Annotated in this window: 27 protein-coding genes, 1 tRNA gene and 1 pseudogene; 26 read left to right on the top strand and 3 right to left on the bottom strand. The window is 31.8% G+C overall.

The annotated features are described in order from the left end of the window. The 10 genes from HGPT_RS05530 to HGPT_RS10020 form a co-directional block, all read left to right on the top strand. On the top strand, window positions 1–479 hold a 479-nt coding region (locus tag HGPT_RS05530; protein ID WP_040542682.1), incomplete at its 5' end, for a hypothetical protein. Next, on the top strand, window positions 469–594 hold the full coding sequence (locus HGPT_RS10420; RefSeq protein ID WP_019138841.1) for a hypothetical protein: 126 nt from the start codon (window positions 469–471) through the stop codon (window positions 592–594). The genes HGPT_RS05530 and HGPT_RS10420, both read left to right, overlap by 11 nt. 532 nt (window positions 595–1,126) lie before the next feature. Next, entirely contained in the window at window positions 1,127–2,665 is a 1,539-nt protein-coding gene (hutH, locus tag HGPT_RS05520) for a histidine ammonia-lyase (RefSeq protein ID WP_019138840.1), read from the top strand. A 72-nt stretch (window positions 2,666–2,737) separates the two neighbouring features. Beyond that, complete coding sequence (gene ftcD, locus HGPT_RS05515; protein WP_019138839.1) at window positions 2,738–3,631, top strand: glutamate formimidoyltransferase; 894 nt, start codon at window positions 2,738–2,740, stop codon at window positions 3,629–3,631. Between the two features lie 8 nt (window positions 3,632–3,639). Continuing rightward, window positions 3,640–5,319, top strand: coding sequence for a formate--tetrahydrofolate ligase (locus HGPT_RS05510; RefSeq protein ID WP_019138838.1), 1,680 nt, complete (start codon window positions 3,640–3,642; stop codon window positions 5,317–5,319). 15 nt (window positions 5,320–5,334) lie between these two features. After that, window positions 5,335–5,961, top strand: a complete 627-nt coding sequence (locus tag HGPT_RS05505; protein WP_019138837.1) for a cyclodeaminase/cyclohydrolase family protein — start codon at window positions 5,335–5,337, stop codon at window positions 5,959–5,961. Next, window positions 5,958–6,137 carry a glutamate mutase L gene (locus HGPT_RS10415; protein WP_281032381.1) on the top strand — a complete coding sequence of 60 codons (180 nt, stop codon included), beginning with the start codon at window positions 5,958–5,960 and terminating at the stop codon, window positions 6,135–6,137. Before HGPT_RS05505 ends, HGPT_RS10415 begins: the two co-directional genes overlap by 4 nt. Further along, entirely contained in the window at window positions 6,121–7,302 is a 1,182-nt protein-coding gene (locus HGPT_RS05500; RefSeq protein WP_281032380.1) for a glutamate mutase L, read from the top strand. The genes HGPT_RS10415 and HGPT_RS05500 overlap by 17 nt, the downstream gene beginning before the upstream one ends. 210 nt (window positions 7,303–7,512) lie before the next feature. Beyond that, window positions 7,513–8,874, top strand: coding sequence for a DUF2207 domain-containing protein (locus HGPT_RS05495; protein WP_245544156.1), 1,362 nt, complete (start codon window positions 7,513–7,515; stop codon window positions 8,872–8,874). A gap of 40 nt (window positions 8,875–8,914) precedes the next feature. After that, a complete protein-coding gene (locus HGPT_RS10020) occupies window positions 8,915–9,184 on the top strand; it encodes a hypothetical protein (protein WP_245544155.1) in 270 nt (89 codons plus the stop codon). A 91-nt stretch (window positions 9,185–9,275) separates the two neighbouring features. Here HGPT_RS10020 and HGPT_RS05490 read toward each other — a convergent pair whose 3' ends face one another. Further along, complete coding sequence (locus tag HGPT_RS05490) at window positions 9,276–9,782, bottom strand: hypothetical protein (protein WP_019138836.1); 507 nt, start codon at window positions 9,780–9,782, stop codon at window positions 9,276–9,278. Between the two features lie 436 nt (window positions 9,783–10,218). On the opposite strand from HGPT_RS05490, the gene HGPT_RS05485 reads away from it, so the two are divergent. The 12 genes from HGPT_RS05485 to HGPT_RS10535 all read left to right on the top strand — a co-directional run bounded on the left by HGPT_RS05485 (window position 10,219) and on the right by HGPT_RS10535 (window position 19,522). Then, a complete protein-coding gene (locus HGPT_RS05485) occupies window positions 10,219–11,943 on the top strand; it encodes a catalase (protein WP_019138835.1) in 1,725 nt (574 codons plus the stop codon). A gap of 91 nt (window positions 11,944–12,034) precedes the next feature. After that, complete coding sequence (locus HGPT_RS05480; RefSeq protein ID WP_019138834.1) at window positions 12,035–13,000, top strand: radical SAM/SPASM domain-containing protein; 966 nt, start codon at window positions 12,035–12,037, stop codon at window positions 12,998–13,000. After that, on the top strand, window positions 13,001–13,528 hold the full coding sequence (locus HGPT_RS05475; protein ID WP_019138833.1) for a hypothetical protein: 528 nt from the start codon (window positions 13,001–13,003) through the stop codon (window positions 13,526–13,528). It begins immediately after the preceding gene. Next, the gene (locus tag HGPT_RS05470; protein WP_019138832.1) at window positions 13,525–13,998 is read left to right on the top strand and encodes a staygreen family protein; all 474 of its coding nucleotides are present in this window, start codon (window positions 13,525–13,527) and stop codon (window positions 13,996–13,998) included. The genes HGPT_RS05475 and HGPT_RS05470 overlap by 4 nt, the downstream gene beginning before the upstream one ends. A gap of 152 nt (window positions 13,999–14,150) precedes the next feature. Further along, window positions 14,151–14,633, top strand: coding sequence for an NUDIX hydrolase (locus HGPT_RS05465; protein WP_245544154.1), 483 nt, complete (start codon window positions 14,151–14,153; stop codon window positions 14,631–14,633). A 36-nt stretch (window positions 14,634–14,669) separates the two neighbouring features. Further along, the gene (cysS, locus tag HGPT_RS05460) at window positions 14,670–16,067 is read left to right on the top strand and encodes a cysteine--tRNA ligase (RefSeq protein WP_019138831.1); all 1,398 of its coding nucleotides are present in this window, start codon (window positions 14,670–14,672) and stop codon (window positions 16,065–16,067) included. Further along, entirely contained in the window at window positions 16,052–16,459 is a 408-nt protein-coding gene (locus tag HGPT_RS05455) for a Mini-ribonuclease 3 (RefSeq protein ID WP_019138830.1), read from the top strand. Before cysS ends, HGPT_RS05455 begins: the two co-directional genes overlap by 16 nt. Then, entirely contained in the window at window positions 16,456–17,214 is a 759-nt protein-coding gene (gene thyX, locus HGPT_RS05450) for an FAD-dependent thymidylate synthase (RefSeq protein ID WP_019138829.1), read from the top strand. The genes HGPT_RS05455 and thyX overlap by 4 nt, the downstream gene beginning before the upstream one ends. Beyond that, window positions 17,214–17,921, top strand: coding sequence for a 23S rRNA (guanosine(2251)-2'-O)-methyltransferase RlmB (rlmB, locus tag HGPT_RS05445; protein ID WP_040542679.1), 708 nt, complete (start codon window positions 17,214–17,216; stop codon window positions 17,919–17,921). The genes thyX and rlmB overlap by 1 nt, the downstream gene beginning before the upstream one ends. A gap of 24 nt (window positions 17,922–17,945) precedes the next feature. Further along, on the top strand, window positions 17,946–18,488 hold the full coding sequence (locus HGPT_RS05440; protein ID WP_019138827.1) for an NYN domain-containing protein: 543 nt from the start codon (window positions 17,946–17,948) through the stop codon (window positions 18,486–18,488). 15 nt (window positions 18,489–18,503) lie between these two features. Beyond that, entirely contained in the window at window positions 18,504–19,244 is a 741-nt protein-coding gene (locus tag HGPT_RS05435) for a zinc-ribbon domain-containing protein (protein ID WP_019138826.1), read from the top strand. An 80-nt stretch (window positions 19,245–19,324) separates the two neighbouring features. Next, window positions 19,325–19,522: an SH3 domain-containing protein gene (locus tag HGPT_RS10535; protein ID WP_342626070.1), complete on the top strand. Its 198-nt coding sequence runs from the start codon at window positions 19,325–19,327 to the stop codon at window positions 19,520–19,522. A 130-nt stretch (window positions 19,523–19,652) separates the two neighbouring features. On the opposite strand, the gene HGPT_RS05430 is transcribed toward HGPT_RS10535, so the two are convergent. After that, a tRNA-Cys gene (locus HGPT_RS05430) sits at window positions 19,653–19,726 on the bottom strand. Window positions 19,727–19,885: 159 nt separating this feature from the next. Here HGPT_RS05430 and HGPT_RS05425 point away from each other — a divergent pair. The 3 genes and pseudogenes from HGPT_RS05425 to HGPT_RS10015 all read left to right on the top strand — a co-directional run bounded on the left by HGPT_RS05425 (window position 19,886) and on the right by HGPT_RS10015 (window position 22,186). Next, window positions 19,886–20,362 (top strand): dihydrofolate reductase, encoded by a 477-nt coding sequence (locus tag HGPT_RS05425; protein ID WP_019138824.1) that lies wholly within the window; start codon window positions 19,886–19,888, stop codon window positions 20,360–20,362. After that, a pseudogene (locus HGPT_RS09180) lies at window positions 20,359–21,019 on the top strand (response regulator transcription factor); the annotation flags it as partial. The gene HGPT_RS05425 and the pseudogene HGPT_RS09180, both read left to right, overlap by 4 nt. An 84-nt stretch (window positions 21,020–21,103) precedes the next feature. Beyond that, window positions 21,104–22,186 carry a sensor histidine kinase gene (locus HGPT_RS10015; protein WP_342626069.1) on the top strand — a complete coding sequence of 361 codons (1,083 nt, stop codon included), beginning with the start codon at window positions 21,104–21,106 and terminating at the stop codon, window positions 22,184–22,186. A 15-nt stretch (window positions 22,187–22,201) separates the two neighbouring features. On the opposite strand, the gene lepB is transcribed toward HGPT_RS10015, so the two are convergent. After that, window positions 22,202–22,618, bottom strand: a complete 417-nt coding sequence (gene lepB / locus HGPT_RS05410; RefSeq protein WP_019138821.1) for a signal peptidase I — start codon at window positions 22,616–22,618, stop codon at window positions 22,202–22,204. 205 nt (window positions 22,619–22,823) lie between these two features. Between lepB and HGPT_RS05405 the strand changes: the two genes are divergently transcribed. Next, window positions 22,824–24,212, top strand: a 1,389-nt coding sequence (locus tag HGPT_RS05405; RefSeq protein WP_040542676.1) for an NAD(P)/FAD-dependent oxidoreductase, incomplete at its 3' end; no start/stop codon positions are given.

Genomic DNA, 24,212 nt, shown 5'->3' with positions numbered 1-24,212 from the left:
TTGGATATGAAATTTCAGATATAAAATACATTAGACTCCTTGATAAGGATGATTACACTAAAAAAGAAGTAAAGAATAAAGAAGCTTACACTATAGAGAATATTTCAGAGGTTAGAAATGCAATAGAATTTAGTGGACATGATGTTTACCAGTCAGTATGTGACAACAAAAAAGATGAAGAGGCTAGGATAAAAATTGGAGAAAAAATCTTAAAAAATGATTACATGGTGGACCTTCCTATTGATGCAAAAATTATTTCCAATGCCTTGGGCTTTGATGTGGAAAAGAAAAATAAAATTGACTTAAATCTTGAAATAAAAGTTGAAGGAAAAACTTTTGCAATAGTTAATATTTTTCCTGAGATAAATGACTATGAATTTGAAATACATAAAGAAGGAGAAAAAAAGACAGAGGGAAATGCTAAGAAAGTTGTGGGAGCTTATTTAATAGTAAGAAAGGAGGAAAGAAATGAAGTCTAGAGATAAGTATATTATCACTGGAGTGGTCATGACTGTTTTATTAATAATATTTTTACACTTCATGCCACTTTTGGACCTAAAAGTTACATCATCTTTTAAAAAATCATTTAATTGATTATGTGAAAGGCGACTTTACAATAACAATTGCTTTTGTACTTTCCATAGGACTTATTGTTTATGGACTAATAAAGAAAGATTAATATAAATTTTATGACTTAGGCGACTAAGTCATTTTTTTATGTAAACTTTATTTTAAATTTTATAAACTATTATTTAAATATAGATTAAAACTAATAATGTATTTTATTTAAAGTTTTTTCAAAAAACATACAATATAAAAATATTTTTACAATTAAAAGATAATAAATTACATTATATCGTGCAAGTTCAGAAATAGATTATCAAGAAAACGTATTAAAATATTGTATTTTTTTAGTGAATAGAGTTTTATTTTATCTAAAATTATTGACAATGATTTATATTTAGAATAAAATCTAGGTAGAAAACATTTGCAAAGTTATTTAACTAGCAAGTGCAGGAAATTTTTAGCAACTACTTTTCAAAGGATGACATGATGTTTCATCTTTAAAATGTTCTTTTGAATTAGTATGTTAGATGTAATGAATTAAAAGAAAGGGAGTACAATTATGAACAAAGTAGTATTAACAGGTAATGATCTAGACCTTGAACAATTAGTAGCTGTAACAAGAAATCACGTAAAAGCAGAAATTGATGAAAAGGCAATCGCTGACGTAAACAAATCAAGAGAATATGTAGAAGAAATCGTTGAAGAAGAAAGAGTTGTTTACGGAATCAACACAGGATTTGGTTCTCTATCAAGAGTAAGTATCTCTAAAGAAGATTCAGCTCAATTACAAGAAAACATCATCAGAACTCACGCTTCTGGTTTTGGCAACCCACTTCCTGAAGATGAAGTTAGAGCAGTTATGCTTATTAGAATCAATTCACTATTAAAGGGAGTTTCTGGTATCAGACTTTCTACTATTGAATTACTTCTTGAAATGTTAAATAGAAACGTAGTTCCATTTATTCCAGAAAAAGGATCTCTTGGAGCATCCGGAGACTTAGCACCTCTTGCACACATGGTTCTTCCAATGCTTGGACTTGGAAAAGCTTATTATGAAGGAGAACTTCTTCCAGGTAAAGAAGCTATGGAAAAAGCAGGACTTAAACCAATCGCACTTGCAGCTAAAGAAGGACTTGCACTAATTAACGGTACAACAGTTCTTACAGCAACTGGAGCACTTGCAACTTATGATGCACTTCAACTTTCTAAGATTGCTGATATCGCAGGAGCTATGGCTTGTGAATCTTCTAGAGGAATCATTGACGCATTCTGGGAAGAACTTCACACAATTAGACCACACGCTGGATCACTAAAGACTGCTGAAAATCTAAGAAATATTCTTGAAGGTTCAACTTATGTAACACACACAGCAGAACTTAGAGTACAAGATGCTTACACATTTAGATGTATGCCACAAATTCACGGAGCTTCTAAAGATACTCTTGAATATGTAAAAGAAAAAGTTGAAATCGAACTTAATGCTGCAACTGATAACCCAATTATCACTCACGACGGTAAAGTAATTTCTGGTGGTAACTTCCACGGAGAATTAATGGCTCAACCATTTGACTTCTTAGCAATTGCAGTTTCTGAACTAGGTAATGTTTCTGAAAGAAGAATTGAAAGAATGGTTAACACTACACTTTCTGGAATGCCTTCATTCCTAGTAAAACACCCTGGTCTTAACTCAGGATTCATGATTACTCAATACGCTGCAGCTGCATTAGCATCTGAAAACAAAACTTTATCTCACCCAGCAAGTGTTGACTCTATAACATCTTGTGAAAACCAAGAAGACTTCGTATCAATGGGTAACTGGGCTTCTAGAAAAGTAAGAGAAGTTGTTAAAAACACTGCAAGAATTTTAACTACTGAACTTATGATAGCTGCTCAAGCTCTTGACTTTAGAATGGAAATGGAAGAAAACAAATTTGAACTTGGTAAAGGTACAAAAGTTGCTCACGATGTAATTAGAAACCAAGTAGACTTTATTGAAGAAGATAAGAAGATTGAAATTTACGTTGAACTTGAAAAAGCTCAAGAATTAATAACTTCTGGAAAACTTCTTGAAGAAGTAGAAAAAGTTGTTGAACTTTAAAAAAAAGTAAAATAATATATAATGTAAAAGGAAAGAAAGTAATTAAGTAATCTATATTAGGAGGAAAATCAATTGAAAAGAGTAATGTGTATTCCTAACTATTCTGAAGGTAGAGACCTTGAGAAAGTTGAAAAAATCACTGAATGTTTTAGAGCAAAAGAAAATATTAAGTTAATTGACTACCAACCAGATGCTGACCACAACAGACTAGTTGTTGAAGTTATTGGTGAACCAGAAGCTGTTATTGATGCAGTATTAGAATCTGTTAAGGTTGCTTCTGAAATTATTGATATGTCTACACACAAGGGTGCTCACCCAAGAATGGGAGCAGTTGACGTTATTCCATTTGTTCCAGTAACAGAATGTACAACTGAAGAATGTGTTGAATACGCTAAAAGAGTTGGTAAAGCAATAGGAGAAATGGGAATTCCTGTTTACCTATACGAAGATGCTGCTTCAACTCCAGCAAGAAAGAACCTTGCAAAAGTTAGAAAAGGACAATACGAAGGATTCTTCGAAAAAATCAAAGAAGAAGAATGGAAACCAGACTTTGGTCCTCAAGAAATGAATGTTAAATCAGGAGCTACTGCTGTTGCAGCAAGATTCCACCTAGTTGCATTTAACGTAAACTTAAACACTAGCGATTTAACTATTGCAGATACAATTGCAAAGAAAGTTCGTCACATCGGTGGAGGACTAAGATTTGTTAAGGCTATTGGTCTTGAACTTGAAGAAAAAGGTCAAACTCAAGTATCAATGAACCTTGTAAACTTTGAAAAAACTGCAATTTATCAAGCTCTTGAAATGATTAAATCAGAAGCTAAGAGATATGGCGTAACTGTTGTTAACACTGAACTTATTGGACTTCTTCCACTACAAGCTCTAGTTGATTCAGCAGCTTACTATATGCAAATTGAAGGATTAAAATCAGAACAAGTTCTTGAAACACTATTAATTGAGGAGTAATTTAATATATGGCATTTAAAACAGATATACAAATAGCTGACGAAGCTACAATGCTTCCTATTGAAGAAGTTGCTGCAAAAGTAGGCTTCGAAAAAGACGATCTTGAACAATATGGTAAATATAAAACTAAGATTTCTTGGGATGCAATTAAGAGAATTGAAGAAAACAACGAAAATGGTAAATTAATTCTTGTTTCTGCTATCTCTCCAACACCAGCAGGTGAAGGTAAATCAACAGTTTCTATTGGTCTTACTCAAGGTCTTAATAGAATTGGAAAGAAATCTGCAGTAGCACTTCGTGAACCATCTCTTGGACCAGTATTTGGTGTTAAGGGTGGAGCTGCAGGTGGTGGATACTCACAAGTAGTTCCTATGGAAGATATTAACCTTCACTTCACAGGAGATCTTCACGCAATGACAGCTGCAAATAACCTTATTTCTGCAGCTATCGATAACCACATTCACCAAGGAAATGCTCTAAGAATTGATTGTCGTCAAATCACTTGGAAAAGAGTACTTGACATGAACGATAGAGCTCTTAGAAATGTTGTTATTTCTCTTGGTAAAAAAGCTGATGGATTCCCTAGAGAAGACCACTTCATGATTACAGTTGCTTCTGAAATCATGGCAGTTCTTTGTCTATCAGAAAACATCGAAGACTTAAAGAACAGACTAGCTAAAATGGTTATTGGATACAATCTTGATGGAGGTCCTGTAACTGTTGCTGATCTTGAAATCCAAGGTGCAGTAGCAATGCTTCTTAAAGATGCATTAAAACCAAACATGGTACAAACTCTTGAAAATACACCAGCATTTATTCACGGTGGACCTTTCGCTAACATTGCTCATGGATGTAACTCAATCCTAGCTACTAAACTTGCACTTGCAACAAGCGATTATGCAGTTACAGAAGCTGGTTTCGGTGCTGATCTTGGTGCTGAAAAATTCATGGACATCAAATGTAGAAAAGCAGGTCTTGCTCCAGATGCAGTTGTAATTGTTGCTACAATTAGAGCTCTTAAAATGCACGGTGGAGTAGATAAAAAAGAATTAAAAGCTGAAAACATTGAAGCTCTTGAAAAAGGATTTGCTAACTTAAGACGTCACGTTGAAAATGTTAGAAAATTCGGAGTTCCAGCAATTGTTGCAATCAATAGATTCGCAGACGATACTGAAGGCGAAATTGCAAAATTAGAAGAACTTTGTGCTGAACTAGGCGTTAAGATTTCACTTTGTGAATGTTTCGCTAAGGGTGGCGAAGGTGCTGAAGATCTTGCACATAAAGTTGTTGAACTTATTGATGAAGAAGAATCTAACTTCAAGCCTATTTATGATGAAAATGACAGCATCGTTGATAAAGTAAACACAATTGTTAGAGAAATCTACAGAGGTAGACAAGCTAACTTCACAACAGCTGCTAAAAAACAAGTTAAGAAAATAGAAGAAATGGGTCTTGACAAACTTCCTATCTGTATTGCTAAGACACAATTCTCATTCACTGATGATAAGAATATAGTTGGAGCACCTACAGACTTTGATATTGAAATTCAAGATGTAAGAGTTTCTGCAGGAGCAGGCTTTATAGTAGTTCAAACATCTAACATCATGGTTATGCCAGGACTTCCAAAAGTACCAGCTGCTAACAAGATGGATATCGATAATGACGGAGTTATCACTGGATTATTCTAATTCACAGGAGGAAAAATGCTTAAAGATTTAAATATAGTAGAATTTGCTGACGAAACTGCTTCAAATTCACCAGCACCTGGTGGTGGATCTATTGCTGCACTAAACGCATCAATGGCAGCTTCACTTCTTGCAATGGTTGCAGGTTTAACTATTGGTAAGAAAAAATATATGGACGTTTCTGAAAGAATGGAAGAAATTCAAGCTGAACTTTTAAAATACAAAGACGATTTTGTTGATGGTATTGATAGAGATGCTAACTCTTTTAACGGAGTTATGGACGCTATGAAACTTCCAAAAGAAACTGAAGAAGAAAAAGCTAAAAGATCCGAAAAGATTCAAGAAGGTTACAGAAATGCAATTGATGTACCTCTAGGACTTGGAACTAAGGTTACTGAACTTTATGATTATGCAAGAGAACTTGCAGAAAAAGGTAACTCAAATGCAATTACAGACGTTGCAGTAGCTTTATTAAATATTGAAGCTGCAGTTCACGGAGCTTTCTTAAATGTAATCATTAATCTAAACTCTCTTAAAGATCAAGATTACAGACATGAACTTGAAGAAAAAATGGAAGCTACAAGAAAGATTGTAGAAAAAAATCACGCAGAAATTATGAAAATAGTAGATGAAAAACTAGCATGATTTATCTTTTAGTCGATGTTGGATCAACTTATACAAAATTACATTTAGTGGATACAGATGAGAATGTGGTTTTGGCTAGTGCTTCAAGTTACACTACTGTGGAGACTGATGTGAGAGAGGGCTTTAACAAGGCTTATAAGAAGTTAAGAGAAATCTCTGATGTCAAATATGATTAAAATATTAGGTTGTTCTTCAGCATCAGGAGGGCTAAAGGTAATTGCAATAGGTTTTTCAAAAAATCTAACTACTGACGCTGCAAGACTTGCGTCACTATCAAGTGGAGCCAGAATATTAAATGTTTATTCCTTTGAACTTAAAGACGAAGAAGTTGAAGAAATAAATAATTCTGGAGCCGATATCATAGTTTTGTGTGGTGGAACTGACCACGGCAACAAGGAAAATATAATCTACAATGCAAAAAAACTTGCAAAGGGATCGGTAAAAATTCCAGTTGTTGTGGCTGGTAACATTGATACTCATGAAGAAATAAGGGACATCTTTTTAAAAGCAGATGTCCCTTGTGACTTCACAGAAAATGTTATGCCAACGACAAACACAATAAACTATAGACCTCTCAGGGAAACAATAGGAAATCTTTTTATAAAGACTATTGCCCACGCTAAGGGAATAGATTTATTGAGTCAAGATTTTGAAATACTTCTTCCAACTCCAGTTGCAGTTCAAAAAGCCATGTCTGTCTATGCAAAATATCTTGACAAAGTTATTTTATCAGTAGATATTGGTGGAGCAACAACAGATATTCACTCAATAGGCAAGACTTATTATGGAGAAGAAAATGTCATCTCACCTCCAATTGATGAGCCTTATGAAAAGAGAACTGTTGAGGGCGACATGGGAATGAGATATTCTGCCACTGCTCTTTATGAGTCAGTTGGGGAAGAAGCTTTTTTAGACTTTGGAATCAAGGATGCTAAAGAAAAAACAGAATTTCGTTTTAATCACACAAATTATATTCCAAACAATGAAGAAGATTTGTATTTTGACAATGTCTTGTGCTATATTGCAACTCATACTTCCCTTATGAGGCATATTGGTCACATTAAAAAAATTAAAACAGCTACTAGAACGATTTATGAACAGTATGGAAAAGATTTGAGACCAGCAGAAATGTTTATTGGGACTGGAGGATCTCTCATTAATTCTAATGAACCTAAAAAAATTCTCTCAGCCATAAAAGATTTAGAAGATAAATATTTGATAAATAGAGATGTGAAATGCTATTTAGATAGCGATTATATCCTATCTTCTGCCGGTTTAATTTCTACTGTTGATGAAGAAGCTTCCTACAAATTATTAAATAAATATTTAAAAGAACTATAAATTTAAAAGAAGCTGCCATTAATTTGACAACTTCTTTTTTTATATTTAATATTAAATAATTTTGAGGAAAAAATATTTTAAATTAAAAATACAAGAAAAATTTAAAAATTAGTAAGAATAATAAAATTGAAAAATTATTTGTAAAGTTGTATTATCAAAATAGATAAGTTTAAAAAGGAGAGATGACATGAAAATAAAAAGATACTTTTATTGACTATCTTATTTGCACTTCTTCCATGTTTTGTTTTTGCAGAAGATTTTAAGAGTATTAAAATTGATGCCACAATTGATAAAAATGGAATTGCAAAAGTAAATGAAGTTTGGCAAATTGATGAGGACAATAAAGATTACACTGAAAGATATAAACTAATAAACAATTTGCAGGGTATAAAAATTGAAGATTTTTCTGTCAATGCTCTTGGAAGGGACTTTACAGAAATTAGTCCATGGAATATAGATTCAAGCTTTGAAGAAAAAGCCTATCACTATGGACGAATTGATAGAGAAGACGAAGTGGAACTTACTTGGGGAATTAGTGAATTTGCTGATAACACTTATAACTTATCTTACACAATAAATCCAATAGTAGTGGGATTAAATGACAGCGATATGTTATTTTTTAAATTTGTTGGAGATAACTTTGATCCAAAACCTAAAAATGTAGAAATAAATATTAAAGGCTTTGAAGATTTTAATGACGTAAAAATGTGGGGTTTTGGCATGGAAGGAGAAATCCACAATGTAGATGGAGTAATCCAAATGAAATCCTCTGGCTATGTCGATTATGCAAGTGTCATGCTAAAATTCCCAAAGGGATATTTTAATACAGCTTATAAAATTGACAAAAACTTTGATGATTATGCAAATATGGCGGCTGAGGGCTCTCATTGGGAAAATAGAGAAGGAGAAGCTTACGAAAAGCCTATGTCTACAGGAGAAAAAACTGCCCTAGGAGGAATTTTTGCAGCAGTAGTGGCAGTAGTTTATTTTGTAGCAAGGGCTGTAGGTCTATCCTTTAATAAGAGAAAAATCCAAAATAAAAAGATTCTTCCAAAAACAAAGGATTTAAAGGGAGAGTACTATAAAGAAATTCCTTATGAGGGGCCAATGGAAGATTTGGCATATTTTATAGCTGAAGCTTATCTAGTTACAGGAGATTTAGTTGGAAATTATATAAATGCCTTTATTTTAAAGTGGAATTTAGAAGGAGCCATAGAATTTGCAGAAGAAGATGTTGGATTTTCTAAGAATAAGATAAAAATTTTAAAAAGTCCTGAAAACATGGGACCAATGGAAGAAGAACTCTTTGATATGATTTCTGCAGCCAAAGAAGAAAATGATAAAGAATACATCACAGCAAAAGATTTCAAAAAATATGTGAGAAAACATAGAAAAGAAATGGAAAATTATTACGAAGAATTCCAAACATCTTCTATTAGAAATCTTAGAGAAAGAGGATACTTAGAGGATTATGTCTATGAAAAGAAATTCCTAGGATCAAGAAGAACTGGCAAAGAACTTCGAGTAACTGAAAAGGGAAAAGTTCTCTACGAAAATATTATTAAAGTTTAAAAATTATCTAAAAGACAATCTAGAACAAGTGACAAAAGAAGTGGAATTTGAGAAGTGGGAAGAATATCTAATTTATTCATCAATCTTCTTCTTGGACAAGGAGTTTGTAGAAGGAGCAAAGGCATATCCAGCTTATGTCAATAACTACGCCCTTTACAACACACATATATTGGCAACGAGAAATTTTTCAAAAAAAATCAATCAATCTTATCAAAGTGGATCTGGATTCACTAACGGAGGAGTTGGAGGCTCAACTTCTGTTGGTGGCGGAGGAGGATCCTTCGGTGGAGGCGGCGGTGGCGGTCGCTAATAATATTCATCTCTAATATAAAAAGAAAGACAGTTTCATTATAGAAGCTGTCTTTTTTTATAGAAATATATTTAATTGAAATATTAAAATCTTATCTAAAAATAAAGAAATACACTAAATAAAAATATTCAATATAAACTATTGATTGTAAAAATATAAATGTGTATAACTTGTTTTTTGAAGTAGTTGTAATTTGTTTAAAATTATATATATTCATAACAAAGAATACTAGGCTAGTTAAAAGAATTAAATACATATAAATGTTTGGAGAAAATAAATTTGCAAATTCCATGTGATATTTATCTGGAATTAAAAATATCATGGGAGTTAATACAATGGCAGATATCATGTATAGAAAAATTCCCTTATCGCTCTTTTTTTCTTCATCATAAAAATAATAAAAAATCATAAATAATATAAGTGTCAAAATTAATAAATAGGACTTATCAAAACAAAATGCCAAGGTAAACATCACAAAATCTATATTTTTTAATATTTTTAATCTATATTGAGAATTACCTTTTTCTCCTTCTGGGAAAAAATTAAATATAATAAATCCAATAATAAATAATAATAAGGTAATCAATTCGGGCTTCATAATTAATCACTTCCTTAAATTTATAAGATTAGTAGATTCCTATCATAATTAAAATTATTTATAAGCTCCTTATATGTAGTGATAAATACCTGATATAGGAAAAACTAAAATTTCATTAAATCTTCTACAAATATTGTAAAAAAGAAAAAAAACCCTTGTCAAGGAATTTAGGGAAAATATTTATTATTCTATTTATCTACAGATTACGATAAAGTATAAAAACAATAGTAAAAGCACCTAAAAGACTGCTATTTTCTGAATTTCTTAGAAATTTTTATTATTTTTTGGATTTTCTAAAGATAAACTACCAAGTTTTTATAAACAAGTTTTTATAAATTTAGTGAAAAAGCTGTTTAATGTATTGAGTAGATATACACTTTTTGGGTAATTAAAAAGTAGGCTATAATTTTGTAATTATTTTTTTAGGAGGTATAAAATGGCAGACGATAAGAAAAAAATGGACCCAACAGCTAAGAACAAGGCCGGAGATCCAATGCCAAGTAGAAATCAAAATGTAAATGATGATCCTACACTTAGACGTGCAGGTGGACAAGTAGTTGATAATGACGAAGATTCCATGACTGCAGGTATGGATGGTCACCTTTCAGTCCAAGATTTGTGGTTATTTGAAAAACACGCTCACTTTAATAGGGAAGTCATTCCTGAAAGAAGAATGCACGCTAAGGGCTGGGGTGCTTGGGGTGAATTTACTGTAACTCACGACATCACAAAATACACTAAGGCAAAACTTTTTAGCAAGGTTGGAAATAAGTGTAAGGTATTTTCAAGAATGTCAACAGTTGCTGGAGAACGTGGAGCAGCTGATGCAGAACGTGATATTCGTGGATTTGCAGTTAGATTTTATACAGAAGATGGAAACTGGGATGTAGTTGGAAATAATACTCCCGTATTTTTCTTTAGAGATCCAATGAAATTTATTGATTTAAACCACGCTGTCAAGAGAGATCCAAAGACTCACCTAAGAAGTCCAAACACAAACTTTGATTATTGGTCATCTCTTCCAGAATCTCTACTACAAACAACTATCATAAACAGTGATAGAGGTATACCTTCTTCCTTTAGATATATGCACGGTTTTGGTTCTCATACTTATTCTATGTATAATGAAGAAGGCACAAGAGTTTGGGTTAAGTTCCACTTTAGAAGTCAACAAGGTATTTTAAATTATACTGACCAAGAAGCTGAAATGGTAAATGGTAAGGACAGAGAATCTTCAGGTCGTGACCTTTATACAGCTATTGAAAATGGAAATTATCCAAAGTGGAAATTATATATCCAAGTTATGACTGAAGAAGAAGCTGAAAAACATCCGACAAATCCTTTTGATCTTACAAAAATGTGGTTAAAGAAAGATTATCCACTTATTCCTGTGGGAGAATATGTTTTAAATAAAGTTCCAGATAATTTCTTCCAAGATGTTGAACAAGCTGGTTTTTCTCCTGCAAATATAGTTCCAGGAATTGCACTTTCTCCAGATAGAGTTCTTCAAGCTAGAGCTTTCTTCTATTCAGATGCACAAAGATATAGACTTGGAGTTAACCATCACCAAATTCCTGTAAATTCACCACTTGGTGTAAAACATCCTCATGATTTCCACAGAGATGGACAAATGAGAGTTGATGGAAATAAGGGTGCAGAACTTCACTATAGACCAAATTCTTATGGCGGATGGCAAGATGATCCAAGCCTAGAAATTCCACATGATAAGGGTGGAGAAACTAAGAGATACGATTATAGGGCTGATGATCACGATTACTTCACACAACCTGGCATGTTATTTAATAGAATGACTGATGAACAAAAATTAGTTTTATTTGAAAATACTGCTAGAAACTTAGGCGACTCAACTATGCAAATTAAGCACAGATATATAAGAAATTGCTATGCAGCTGATCCTGAATATGGAAAGGGCGTGGCTAAGGCTCTTGGCATAGATATTGATACAGTTGACTTAGAAATGCATGAAGCTAAATCTCGTGAAGAATTGGAAAAATTAAATGCAAGAGATCAAGATCTTAATTATCCAACAGAAGCTGCAGAACCAGAATCTGCTAAGGACCTTCCACCAGAAGGAAGAGATACAAATGCCAAAGATCCGACAACATTAATTGCTTGGGAAGATGACCCATATCTACTTTGATAAGGAAATAAATTAAATAATATTAGAATTGCCTCTTTTATGAGGCAATTTCTTTAGGAGGTTATAGGAAAAATGAAAATTGTATCTTACAATGTTACAAAAAAAATGCAACCTCTATTGTGAACACTGCTATAGGAATTCTAAAGAAGATGTGGATTTGTCAGATGAGCTATCTACTGAAGAGGCAAAGGAAGTCTTTAGAGATATAAAAAAAGCTGGATTTAATATGCTTAAATTAAGTGGTGGAGAACCCCTAATGAGGGAGGATATTTTTGAACTTGCAGAATTTGCATCCAGCCTTGGTCTTTATACTTGTATGGGAACTAATGGAACTCTCATAGATGAAGAAAATATAGGACTTATAAAAAAGTATATAAAATCCCTTGCCATTTCTATAGATTCGAGAGACAAAAATATTCACGATTCCTTTAGAGGATATGAGGGAGCCTTTGAAGAAACCATGAGAGGTATAGAGATTTTAAAAGAAAATGATGTTAAGTTTCAGATAAACACCACTATCTCTAAAATTAATTTAAAGGAAATAAAAGGTCTTTTAGATTTTGCAAGCGAACTAGGAGCATCTTCAGTACATGTTTTATTCTTAGTTATGACAGGTAGGGGAAAAAACTTAGAAAATGTATACCTAACAAAAGAAGAATATACAGAAGCTATTAAGGAAGTTTTGGAGTACGAGTCAGACTTATTTATAAAGCCTACTTGTGCACCCCAGTCAACAGTCATGGCAAAGAAATTAGATTTAGATCCAAGAGTAAAAAAGTCATGCATAGCAGGTACAAGTTATTGTAGCTTGGTATACGACGGCAGGGTGAATATTTGTCCCTATGCAGAAGTAGAGGCTGGCAATGTGAAAGAGGATTCTTTTTATAACATTTGGAATAATAGCGAGGTCTTTCAAAAACTTAGGGACCCTTCATATTATAAGGGAAAGTGTAGAACTTGTAATTTTAATAATATTTGCGGTGGATGCAGGGCAAGGGCCTATGCAAATACTGGAGATTATTTAGAATTTGATAATTATTGTGTTTTAGGTGATTAGATGAAAAAATTTAGACTGAAAGATTGGGTTTTAATGGGTCTTTCTCTGGCTATGATGATTGTTGTTGGTAAAATCCTTTATACTATATCCTTGAGTTTACCAATACCTTCTTCAAGAGTCCTTATGACGGCGCCCGCTTTCTCCTTTATATATACAGCAACAATTTTAAAAACTAGAAAAATTGGAACTGTATCCTTAATTTCTTTGTGCTATGCGATTTATATGCTTAGGTTTTCTGTTTTTGGAGCCTTGGCTGGACTAGTCAGCGGAGTATTAAGTGATATTTTGACTTTGATAATCTTTAAAAATTATGATAAAGATAGTAATATATTTTATTCTGTACCAACAAAAAGTGCTTTTGGCGTTTGGACTTCCTTTTTCATAGTAAAGTTATTTGTACCACAATCAAGATTTGTGCAAGCAGGGATTATTCCAACTATTATAGTCACAATTATAATATATTTTATTGGATACCTTGCTTCTAGATATACTTTAGAAATCTTTTCAAAAAGGATTGTTAGGGCATGAAGAATTTAAAAGTAATCGAAAAAGATTGTGCAAAAGATTTAGAATTAAAGAAAAGAAAATACATACTTTCTCATGATGATGAAACAGGAGAACTTTTTGTTGAAATAGTGGATAATCTAGATGATTTTAAGATGAGTGAAGAAAGGGATGAAGTTTTTGGATATTGGGAAGATGAATACTTTGTACTCCAATGCTTCCTAGACAATGAGAATTCAAAATTTTCTACAAAGGCAAGATTTATAATTTTCAAAGAACATTTACAAAATTCTCTTCTTGCAATTGTACAAGCTGAGAGAAAATTAAATTTTTCTGATACAGATATTTATGTGAAGGAAATTTATAAGTCCAAAGATGAAAAATTTAATATAAGGCTTGTAGAGAAAACTCTAAGAGATTATGTCTATAAAGATGATAGATCCTATGTAGAATATAGAAGAGGATTTGATTATAGGTCTTTAAAAAATATTTAAAATTAAGTGGAATAAAATTTCCACTTTTTTATTTTGTAAAAAATTCTTATTAATAAATAGTAGATTTTAATTAAATAAAGTTTTCATAATCTTTAAAAAACACTATAAATAGTGTAAAATAACTGTAAGGAGTTTTGTCGTGGAATATTGGGATGTTTATAATAAAAATGGAAAAATGGAAAAGACGTGTCATTAGAAAAGGCGAGCGTCTTAAAAACAGCGATTACCATTTAATAGTAGAGGGATGGATTTTAAGGGACGACGGACAATTTATTATCCAAAGAAGAGCTCTTGAGAAAAAATCTTTTGCTGGAATGTGGTATTGTTCTGCTGGTGGCTCTGTCATTTCTAGAGAGACCCCAAAAGAAGGTATGGTTCGTGAATTTAAGGAAGAACTTGGAGTTGACATAAGAGAAGAAGAACTTAAGTTAAAAAGAATTATTACTGAAAAAAACACAATATTCTATATCTTTTTAGTGAGAAAAAATATTTCTCTTGATGAAATTGTAATGCAAGAGGAAGAAGTCATGGATGTTGATCTTGCAAGCGTGGAAAAGATTCAAAAAATGATTAATGACAAAACTTTTATAGGACTTGATTACTACGAAAAATTTTTCAGAAGTATATTTAAATAATCGTCTCTATTGAGGCGTTTTTTTATAGGAGGATTTATGAAATTATACAATACTCTAACGAGAAAAAAAGAAGATTTTGTGCCAATTAAAGAAGGAGAAGTTGGTATATATAATTGTGGTCCAACTGTCTACAATTTTATTCATGTTGGAAATGCAAGACCTCTCGTTGTATTTGACACTTTGAGAAGGTATTTTGAATATAAGGGAATGAAAGTTAAATTTGTAGTTAACTTTACAGACATAGATGACAAAATGATAAACAAGGCAAATGATGAAGGTGTTGAAGTTTCTGATATTGCCAAGAGATATATAAAAGAATTTAAAAAAGATGCAGGTGGACTTCACCTATATGATTATGAAACCCTAAACCCTAGAGCAACAGAACACATAAATGAAATTATTGATTTTGTACAAACTCTAATTGACAAGGGTGCTGCCTATGTATCTAATGGAGATGTTTATTTTGACATCAGCCATGCAAAGGACTATGGCAAACTTTCAAAGAAAAATATTGAAGATTTAATTTCTGGTCACAGAGTTGATATCAATGACAACAAGAAAAATCCAAGTGACTTTGCACTTTGGAAAAATAAAAAAGAAGGGGAACCTTTCTGGCAAGCACCTTGGGGTGAAGGAAGACCAGGTTGGCACATTGAATGTTCAGTTATGGCAAAGACACTTATTGGCGATAACATTGACATTCATACAGGTGGAGAAGATTTACAATTCCCTCACCACGAAAATGAAATTGCTCAATCAGAAACTTGTAACGACGTTCCTTTTGCCAATTATTGGTTACACAATGGAATGATAACTGTGGACAATGAAAAAATGTCAAAATCTAAGGGAAACTTCTTCACAGTTAGAGAAATTTCTGAAGAATTTGACCTAGAAGTTTTAAGATTTTTCCTTTTGACAACTCAATATCGTTCACCAATTAACTTCTCAAGAGAAGTAATGGAACAAACAAAGAATTCTAGCAAAAGACTTTATAATGCCAAGTACAAACTTGAAGATGCAATAAAAAAAACTGAAATAGAAAGAATCACAGAAGATGAAGAAAAATTATTTAAGTCCTTTGACAGACACGTTGAAAAATTTGAATCTGCCATGGAAGATGATTTAAACACTGCTGATGCAATTACAGCAATCTTCGATTTAGTAAAAGATATAAACTTAAATCTTGATGAAAATTCTTCTAAAGAAGTTCTAGAAAAAGCCCTAGATCTTTTAAAGAAACTTACAAAAGTTCTTGGAATTATGGAAGAAGAAAGAGAAGAAATTTCAGACGATATTGAAGAACTTATCAAGGAAAGAAATGAAGCTAGAAAAAATAAAGATTTCACGAGAGCAGATGAAATCAGAGATGAGTTAAAGAATATGGGAATTGAAATTGAAGATACGAGAAGTGGAACAACTTGGAAGAGAATTTAAATTTTTTAGAAATTAAAGATTATAGTGAAGCTGAAGTAAGAGAACTAAGCCCTTTGGCTCTAGCTTATATTGGCGATGCTGCCTTTGAGATTTTAGTCAGAAGTAAAATTTTAGACCTTAGAAAAAATCCAAACAAGCTTCACAGAGAGAGCATAAAATATGTAAGGGCAAAGGGTCAAAGAGAACTATTTGAAAAGATAGAAAATCAATTGACAGAAGAAGAATATAAAATATTTAAAAGAGGTAGAAATGCAAAATCCCACACTGTTCCCAAAAATGCAGATCCCATTGATTATAGGATTGCAACAGGAGTGGAGGCTCTCTTTGGTTACCTCTACCTCTTAAAGAGATATGAAAGAATTAGGGATTTATTTAAGGAGATGACTAAATGAAGGTAAAGATTATTTCGCATACAATGGATCCAGACAAGACCATTGCAGCAGCAGCAAAACTTTGTTATTCAAGAGTAGGTGTAGAAGAAATAACAGAAAATTTGACAGAAGAATCTACTGAAAAGTTTCTAAATAGACTTATGTCTTTTTCTCATCTTTCACCCCTTGAACACGTTAGCTTTACCTTTGCCATAGAAGGAGTTTCAAGGACTCTTACTCATCAATTAGTAAGACACAGACTTGCATCTTATTCTCAACAATCACAAAGGTATGTAAAATTAGATTCTTTTGAGTATATTATCCCACCTCAAATTGAAAAAAATGAAGAAGCAAAAAAAATATTCATAGAAGCTATGAAAAGAGATCAAGAAGACTATGACAAATTAGTTGATATTTTAGTAGAAGAAAATGCAAGACCTTTAATCCAAGAAGGAATGGATGAAGAAAAGGCAAAGAAGGCAGTGGAAAAAATGTCCATAGAAGATGCGAGATATGTATTTCCAAATGCTTGCGAAACAAAGATTGTTGTTACAATGAATGTCAGAACTTTGAGACACTTCTTTACAGTTAGATGTTGTGAAAGAGCTCAATGGGAAATAAGAGAGCTTGCAACTGAAATGCTAAGACAAGTTAAGGAAGTTGCTCCACTTTTATTTAAAGACCAAGGTCCAGCTTGTGTATCAGGTCCATGCCCTGAAGGCAAAATGACTTGTGGCAAGGCAAAAGAAATTAGAGAGAAGTTTAAGAATTTATAATGAAATATATTTATGGAAGAGGCCCCGTTATGGAGGCCATAAAAAATGAAGAAGTAGAAAAAATTTATGTAGGAAAAAATGCCAGTGGATCTATAAAAAAGATTCTTGGCATGGCAAGAGATGCAAAAATCCCTGCAGTTACTAGTGACAATGAAAAGTTGGAAGAACTTGCTGGCACGAAAAATCACCAAGCAGTAGTTGCCCTAGTTAGTGATTTTGAATATATTGAACTTGAGGATTTAATAAAAAAGTTAAAGGATAAAGATGATGCCAAAATATTTATCCTAGATAAAATAGAAGATCCTCACAATTTTGGAGCAATTGCAAGAAGTTCTAATTTCTTTGGAGTTGATGCAATAATTTTTCCAAATAGAAGGGCTGCAACTGTCAATGACACTGTTGTAAAATCTTCTGCTGGGGCAATTTATGATATTGATGTAGCCAAAGTTTCAAATATTTCACAATCAATGGACAAATTAAAGGAAGCAGGATTTTGGATTTATGCGACAGACCTTGAAGGAGAGGACATTAGAGATTGTGACTTTTCTGGAAAGACAGCCATAGTTATAGGTAATGAAGGAAAGGGAGTTTCAAAAAATGTTTTGAAAAACTCTGATAAGATTATAACTATTCCAAATTTTTCTGATTTTGATTCTTTAAATGCCTCAGTTGCAGCGGCAATTGTCATGTATGAGATGAAAAGATAAAAAAATATTAGATAGAGAAGAAGAATGAGAAGGCGGATAAGTAGATATAGGAGAGATACAAATTATCTCTTTGTTGATGGATACAATATTATAAATTCCTGGCAAAATTTGATAGATTTAAAAAATATATCTCTTGAAGATGCGAGAGATGAATTAATAGATATTATGATAGAATTTTCTCACACGACAAAAGAGCATATTATCCTAGTCTTTGATGCTTACTTAGTAAAAAAATCTGGAGGCAAAACCTATAAGAAAGATGGGATTGATATTATTTTTACTAAGGAATTTGAAACTGCAGACCACTATATTGAAAGGCAATTAGATAATATTGGCAAGCTAACCAATGTTCGTGTTGCCACATCTGATAATGTGGAGCAACAAATTATTTTATCGCGTGGGGGCATAAGGATTTCTGCAAGAGAACTTGAAGCTGAGGTAAATAATTCAAAAAATAAAGTAAATCACGTGGCAAAAAAATTAAAAGAAGAAAAAGTAACTGCCCTTGATGATGATATAATTCATAAACTCAAGATTTTAAGGCAAGATATATCTAATAAAAAATAGTTAGGAGGTTTTTAAATGAGATGTAAAAATTGTGGACAAGAAAACTCTGACGAATCTCTATTTTGTATGAAATGTGGTCACGATTTGAGAGAAGATGAAGATTTTTCTAAAACTAAAAAAATCCATAATGATCACGATTATTATAGGGAAGATGATGAAAATATTGTTAAAAACAATTCCTTTAAGGATGATTCTATGGGCTTGAAACAAAAGGGACTTGTCTTCGGTCTAGTAATTGTGGGCTTAATAGCTTTTTCTTTAATATTTAATTTTGGATTTAATAAGTATAAGTTTAGTAAGTTGGAAAATTCTGCAAAAGCAAATTTAGAAGCAAAAAATTATAAAGAAGCTAGGGAAAAATACAGCCAACTTTATGAAAAATCTTCTGACCAAAAGTACTTAGATGAAATTAATAAAATTGATAGTGCAATCCAAAATAAAGATCTTTTAAATAAGGCAAATCAAAATTATGAAGCAAAAGATTTTGAAAGTTCCCTTGCCAAGCTAAAAGAAATTAAAATTGATGAAGATGATGATGAATTAAGCGAAAAGGTAAATTCTTTAATTCAAAAAAATTATGCTGGAATAAAATCTGAAATTTCACAACTTAGATCTAGCAAAAATTATGAAAGTGCAATTAACAGGTTGAATTCTTATATTTCTGTTGATCCTGACAATTCAGAATTTAAGAAAATGATTGAAGATATTAATTTAGAGAAGACAAATAGCGATAAAAAAAGCAGCAGAAGAAAGTGAAGCATCAAAGCAAAAAGCAAGAGCAGATGAATTGGAAGCACAAATTGCAAGATTAAAAAAATTCTGAAGCATCTAATTTAATTGGAACTTACCAATATGTAACTTCAAGCAAGGCAAATGTAAGAAGTGGACCAGGATTTGCTTATGGAGTTTCTTTTGTCTTATACAAGGGCGATGCAGTTTATGTATATGACACAAGAAGAGCAAATGGTAGAACCTGGTGTAATGTTGGAAATGGTTGGATAAGTTATAGAACTTTAAATGGTGAAGCAAATTAAAAATTTTGAGGCAGTCCCAGGACTGCTTTTTTTATGAAATAAATCTTAATAGGATTTTATTTTAAGTTTAAAAATTTTCGTATAAAGGCAAAAAAAATCTACTGAAAAACTCAGTAGATTACTATAAGTATGGAGGCGACAACCGGATTTGAACCGGTGATAAGGGTGTTGCAGACCCGTGCCTTACCACTTGGCTATGTCGCCATAACAACATTAGTATAGCAGACTATAAAAAAATTACAAGTAAAAATATATAATTTTATGAAAATAGTGAAGTTGCTTTTGAAAAAATCCTTTGAATAGTTGAGTTTCTAGGATATTATAAGTGTAGAAGGATTTTTCTTAAAATTTGAAGGAGGAAAAATGAAATTACTTATTTTAGTTGATAATAAAAATGCCATTGCAAAGGATGGAGAACAAATATTATTTGTGGATAATGATCTTCACATGTTTAGAGATTATACAACAAATAATATTATTGTAATGGGTAGACACACTTTTGATAGCATCGGGAAGCAACTTCCAAATAGGATTTCTGTGGTATTTACACGTTCTGATAGAAAAGACAAAAAGGATTTATTCTATGTTGATTCTATAGAAAAGTTAGAAAATATTATGAAAAAATATCCAGAAAAAGATGTTTTTGTAATTGGTGGAGCTGAAATTGTAAAACTTTTATGGGACAGAATAGATGAACTTATTGTGACAAGAGTTGATACTGTAGTTGAGGGAGCAGACACCTTCATTCCAGAATTTGATGATTTTAAGCTAGTTGATAAAACTGAAATATCTGACCCAAATTATAAAGTTTATCATGAAAAGTGGATTAGAGAAAAATGAAAATTTTAGTTGTAGAAGATGAAGAAAATCTTCTTCAGTGGATAAAGGAAGGACTTGTTCATTCAGGTTATTTAGTTGACATATCATCAGATGGTGACGAGGCTTCTTTTATGGCATTTAGTAATGATTATGATTTAATTATTCTAGATATAAATCTTCCAGGGAAAAATGGTTTTGAAATTTTAAAGGAAATAAGAAAGAGAGATAGTGAAGTTAATATTATAATTCTAACTGCCCTTTCAGATATTGACGACAGAGTTCGTGGACTTGATCTTGGAGCTAATGATTATATTGTAAAGCCCTTTCACTTTGATGAACTCAAGGCGAGAATCAGATCGCTTCTCAGGAGAAAAACTTCTATAAGAGATTCTATAATTAGGTCAAATGGAGTAGAATTTGACACAGTAAAAAGATCTTTTTACATTGATAAAGAGCCTTTAAAATTGACAGCCAAAGAAGCTGGAATTTTTGGAATATTTATTTTTTAACTTGGGAAGATATGTAACTGCAGAAGAATTGATGGAACATGTCTGGAACGATGAAGTGGACTTGTTTTCCAATGTGGTGAGAGTTCATATGTCTGCCCTTAGAAAAAAGTTAAAGAATAAGCTGGGAAATAACATAATAAGAAATGAAATTGGGAAAGGCTACATTATTGATGACTTGGATGAAAAAATTAAAAATTTGAGAAAGACACTTGTCTTTAAACTTATTTTTTCCATTATTTTAATTTTTATAATAATGACTGCCACATCAAATTATATTATTGGAAAGTACCAAGAGAAAAGAATTCTTGATATTGGCGAGCAAATTATTGTTGAAGAAAATAAAAAAACTACAAAAGAAGATTATTTTATTGTCCTTGAAGATGCAAAATTAAAATCCACAAGAGAAATAAAAAACTTTTCCTTAATAGTTATTGGCATGACAATTTGTCTGGGATCTCTTTTTTATTATTTTCTACTTACAAAAATCCTTGGACCTTTAGCTGATTTGAAAAATAGGGTTCTTGAAGTGGATATAGATAATATCAAGGCGAAAGAGTCAATTTATATGGAAGGAGAATCTAAGGAGATTGAGGACTTGTCACTTGCTTTTGAAAAATCTCTTGATAAAATTTATTCTAGCTATGAAAGGGAAAAATCTCTTTCTTCATCTATAGCCCACGAGCTAAATACACCAGTTGCTGTTATGAAATCATCTCTTGAAATTTATCTTATGAAAAACAAGGTGGATGATCTTGAGCTTCATGAACTTTTGGAAAATTTTGATGAAAATATAGATAGGATTTCAAAAATTATTGAATCTCTTTTATTTTTAAATAGAAGAGAGAATGCAGTTTTGAGAAAGTTTGACATAAAAGATTTAGTAGATGAAATTGTTTTTGACCTAGAAGATATGGCAGAAGAAAAAAATGTAGAAATTATTTCGAGAGTAGACAATAATATTATCTATTCTAGCGACATCTTGCTTGAGAGGGTTCTTTATAATCTTGGGAAAAATGGAATATCTTATAATAAAGATGGCGGAAGTCTTATTTTTGATTTTTATGAAGATGATAAAAATTATTTCATTAAGATTAGTGACACTGGCATTGGAATAAGTGATGAAGATAAGGAAAAAATCTTTGATTTATTTTATAGAGTTGATGGATCTAGGAGCAGAAAGACTGGTGGCTATGGCATTGGTCTAAATCTAGTGAAAAATATTATGGAAAAATTAAAGGGTGAAATAAGAGTAAGGGATAATATTTCTGAAGATAAGGAAAAAATTGGAAGTATAATTGAAATTATTTTGCCAAAGATAAAAAAAGAGACCCTGTGAGGTCTCTATTTTTGTTTAGTCTATTTGATTTATAAATTTTTTGGAATTTAAAGGAAAAATTCTATAAAAGGGATGGGACCTTATGCTTTTAAACTTAATAGGACCAAAATATCTTGAGTCCACAGATCCTCCAGGATTTCTGTTGTCGCCAAGGACAAATACTTCATCATCTTTTATTTCGAAAGATGAAGTAGGAGATAAGGTGTAGGGTTTTTCTGCAAAATATTTTTCTTCTAAAACTTCTCCATTTATATAAATAGAACCATCATAAATTTCAACTTTTTCACCAGGAAGTCCAACAATTCTCTTTATATACATCTTATTTTCAGAGGGAGCTTTAAAGACAACAATATCTCCCCTTTTAAAATCCTTTTTAAATCTATAAAGGGAGCTAGATAAAATAATGTCATTGGGTTTTACTGTGGGATACATTGAAGTTTGCTGAACTCTAACTATATTAAAAAAGAAAAGTTCTTATTATAAGGGCAAGTAGGATTGCAATAATTATTACTTTTATGTAAGATAAATCTTTTTTCACTATTTTCCTCCTTTTTTCATAAAATTTTATTTTATTATAGCATTATCCACAAATTTATGTAAGATGAGCTTTTCGTGTTATAATGTTTTTGGTGAAAAAATGATAATTTTAAGAAATATAAAAGTTCCCTATGATAAAGATCAAAGCTTTTTGAGGGAAAAAATTGAAAAAGAAATTAATAAAAAAGACTTTTCTTATAAGATTTATAAAAAATCTCTTGATGCCAGAAAGGATTTGAGTTTTGTCTATCAAGTCTTAATTGATTTAGACTTAAAGGATATTGACAAAAAGACTCAAAAGAGATTAAAAAATAATATTGCCGAATTTCATGAAGAAAAACTAAATGCTAAAAATAAAAACAATATAAAAACTGCAGTTATAGTTGGAACTGGACCTGCAGGACTTTTTGCCGCCTATTTACTTTCAAAAAATGGAGTAAAAGTTACTCTGATTGAAAGGGGAAAGCCCGTTGATGAGAGAGTAAAAGATATTGACATGCTTCACGAAAAAGGGATTTTAAATGAAGAATCCAATGTCCAATTTGGCGAAGGAGGAGCAGGGACTTTTTCTGATGGAAAATTAACTTCACGATCAAAGGACAAGAGAGTTTCTCAAATTTTTGATATTTTTGTGAAAAATGGTGCGCCAGAAGAAATTCTTTATGAGCAAAAGCCACACATTGGGACAGACATCTTGCGTGACGTTATAAAAAATATTAGGCGTGAAATTGAAAATTACGGTGGAAAATATAAGTTTCAGGAAAAATTTTTAGATTTTGAAATTGATAATGGTAAAATCAAAAAAATTATCACAAATAAAGAAAGTTACACTGCTGATGCCTATATTTTGGCAATAGGAAATTCTGCAAGAGATACTTTTGTGACTCTTGATAAGTATTCTCTAATTGAAGACAAACCCTTTGCCCTTGGATTTAGGATTGAACATCTGAGAAAAAATATTGAACTTGCCCAATATGGATTGCTTTCAGAAAAACTGCCAGCAGCCAGCTACCAATTAAATGTTACAGATAAGGATGAAGAACATTCAGTTTATACTTTTTGCATGTGTCCAGGTGGCTATGTTGTAAATTCATCTTCTATAAATAATCAGCTTTGTGTAAATGGCATGTCTTATCATGATAGAGATGGAAAAAACTCTAATTCTGCTGTTGTTGCAAGTGTTGATGAGAAAATTTATGGAAAGGGAAATTTGGCAGGCATGGATTTTCAAAATAAAATTGAGAAAAAAGCTTATGAAATGGGTTCTGGCAAGGCACCAGTTCAAAGAGTTAAAGACTATTTTGAGGGAAAAGTCACAGAAAAATTAGGCGAAGTTGTGCCGACTTTTAAACCAGGCTATGTTTTTGCCGATTTAAACGAAATATATCCTGATTCAATTAATCATGCCATAAAAAATGCTTTAAAGATTATGGACAAGAGAGTCCACGGTTTTGCAGCTGATGATGCAATTTTAACTGGTGTGGAAACA

The sequence above is a fragment of the Peptoniphilus timonensis JC401 genome, from assembly GCF_000312025.1.
Classification (GTDB): Bacteria; Bacillota; Clostridia; order Tissierellales; family Peptoniphilaceae; genus Peptoniphilus_A; species Peptoniphilus_A timonensis.
The sequence above is the reverse complement of the archived record's forward strand: the minus strand, read 5'-3'. Positions and strand labels throughout refer to the sequence as shown.

What these genes read in the sequence shown, in the direction of transcription:
- HGPT_RS05440 (WP_019138827.1), top strand. Translation starts at nt 17,946, where the DNA reads ATGAGAAGGCGGATAAGTAGATATAGGAGAGATACAAATTATCTCTTT.
- HGPT_RS05425 (WP_019138824.1), top strand. Translation starts at nt 19,886, where the DNA reads ATGAAATTACTTATTTTAGTTGATAATAAAAATGCCATTGCAAAGGAT.
- HGPT_RS05510 (WP_019138838.1), top strand. Translation starts at nt 3,640, where the DNA reads ATGGCATTTAAAACAGATATACAAATAGCTGACGAAGCTACAATGCTT.
- HGPT_RS05475 (WP_019138833.1), top strand. Translation starts at nt 13,001, where the DNA reads ATGAAAAAATTTAGACTGAAAGATTGGGTTTTAATGGGTCTTTCTCTG.
- HGPT_RS05435 (WP_019138826.1), top strand. Translation starts at nt 18,504, where the DNA reads ATGAGATGTAAAAATTGTGGACAAGAAAACTCTGACGAATCTCTATTT.
- HGPT_RS05505 (WP_019138837.1), top strand. Translation starts at nt 5,335, where the DNA reads ATGCTTAAAGATTTAAATATAGTAGAATTTGCTGACGAAACTGCTTCA.
- hutH (WP_019138840.1), top strand. Translation starts at nt 1,127, where the DNA reads ATGAACAAAGTAGTATTAACAGGTAATGATCTAGACCTTGAACAATTA.
- lepB (WP_019138821.1), bottom strand. Translation starts at nt 22,618, where the DNA reads ATGTATCCCACAGTAAAACCCAATGACATTATTTTATCTAGCTCCCTT.
- cysS (WP_019138831.1), top strand. Translation starts at nt 14,670, where the DNA reads ATGAAATTATACAATACTCTAACGAGAAAAAAAGAAGATTTTGTGCCA.
- HGPT_RS05485 (WP_019138835.1), top strand. Translation starts at nt 10,219, where the DNA reads ATGGCAGACGATAAGAAAAAAATGGACCCAACAGCTAAGAACAAGGCC.
- rlmB (WP_040542679.1), top strand. Translation starts at nt 17,214, where the DNA reads ATGAAATATATTTATGGAAGAGGCCCCGTTATGGAGGCCATAAAAAAT.
- HGPT_RS05480 (WP_019138834.1), top strand. Translation starts at nt 12,035, where the DNA reads ATGTTACAAAAAAAATGCAACCTCTATTGTGAACACTGCTATAGGAAT.
- HGPT_RS10420 (WP_019138841.1), top strand. Translation starts at nt 469, where the DNA reads ATGAAGTCTAGAGATAAGTATATTATCACTGGAGTGGTCATGACTGTT.
- HGPT_RS05490 (WP_019138836.1), bottom strand. Translation starts at nt 9,782, where the DNA reads ATGAAGCCCGAATTGATTACCTTATTATTATTTATTATTGGATTTATT.
- thyX (WP_019138829.1), top strand. Translation starts at nt 16,456, where the DNA reads ATGAAGGTAAAGATTATTTCGCATACAATGGATCCAGACAAGACCATT.
- HGPT_RS05500 (WP_281032380.1), top strand. Translation starts at nt 6,121, where the DNA reads ATGTCAAATATGATTAAAATATTAGGTTGTTCTTCAGCATCAGGAGGG.
- HGPT_RS05470 (WP_019138832.1), top strand. Translation starts at nt 13,525, where the DNA reads ATGAAGAATTTAAAAGTAATCGAAAAAGATTGTGCAAAAGATTTAGAA.
- HGPT_RS10015 (WP_342626069.1), top strand. Translation starts at nt 21,104, where the DNA reads ATGACTGCCACATCAAATTATATTATTGGAAAGTACCAAGAGAAAAGA.
- HGPT_RS10415 (WP_281032381.1), top strand. Translation starts at nt 5,958, where the DNA reads ATGATTTATCTTTTAGTCGATGTTGGATCAACTTATACAAAATTACAT.
- HGPT_RS05465 (WP_245544154.1), top strand. Translation starts at nt 14,151, where the DNA reads ATGTTTATAATAAAAATGGAAAAATGGAAAAGACGTGTCATTAGAAAA.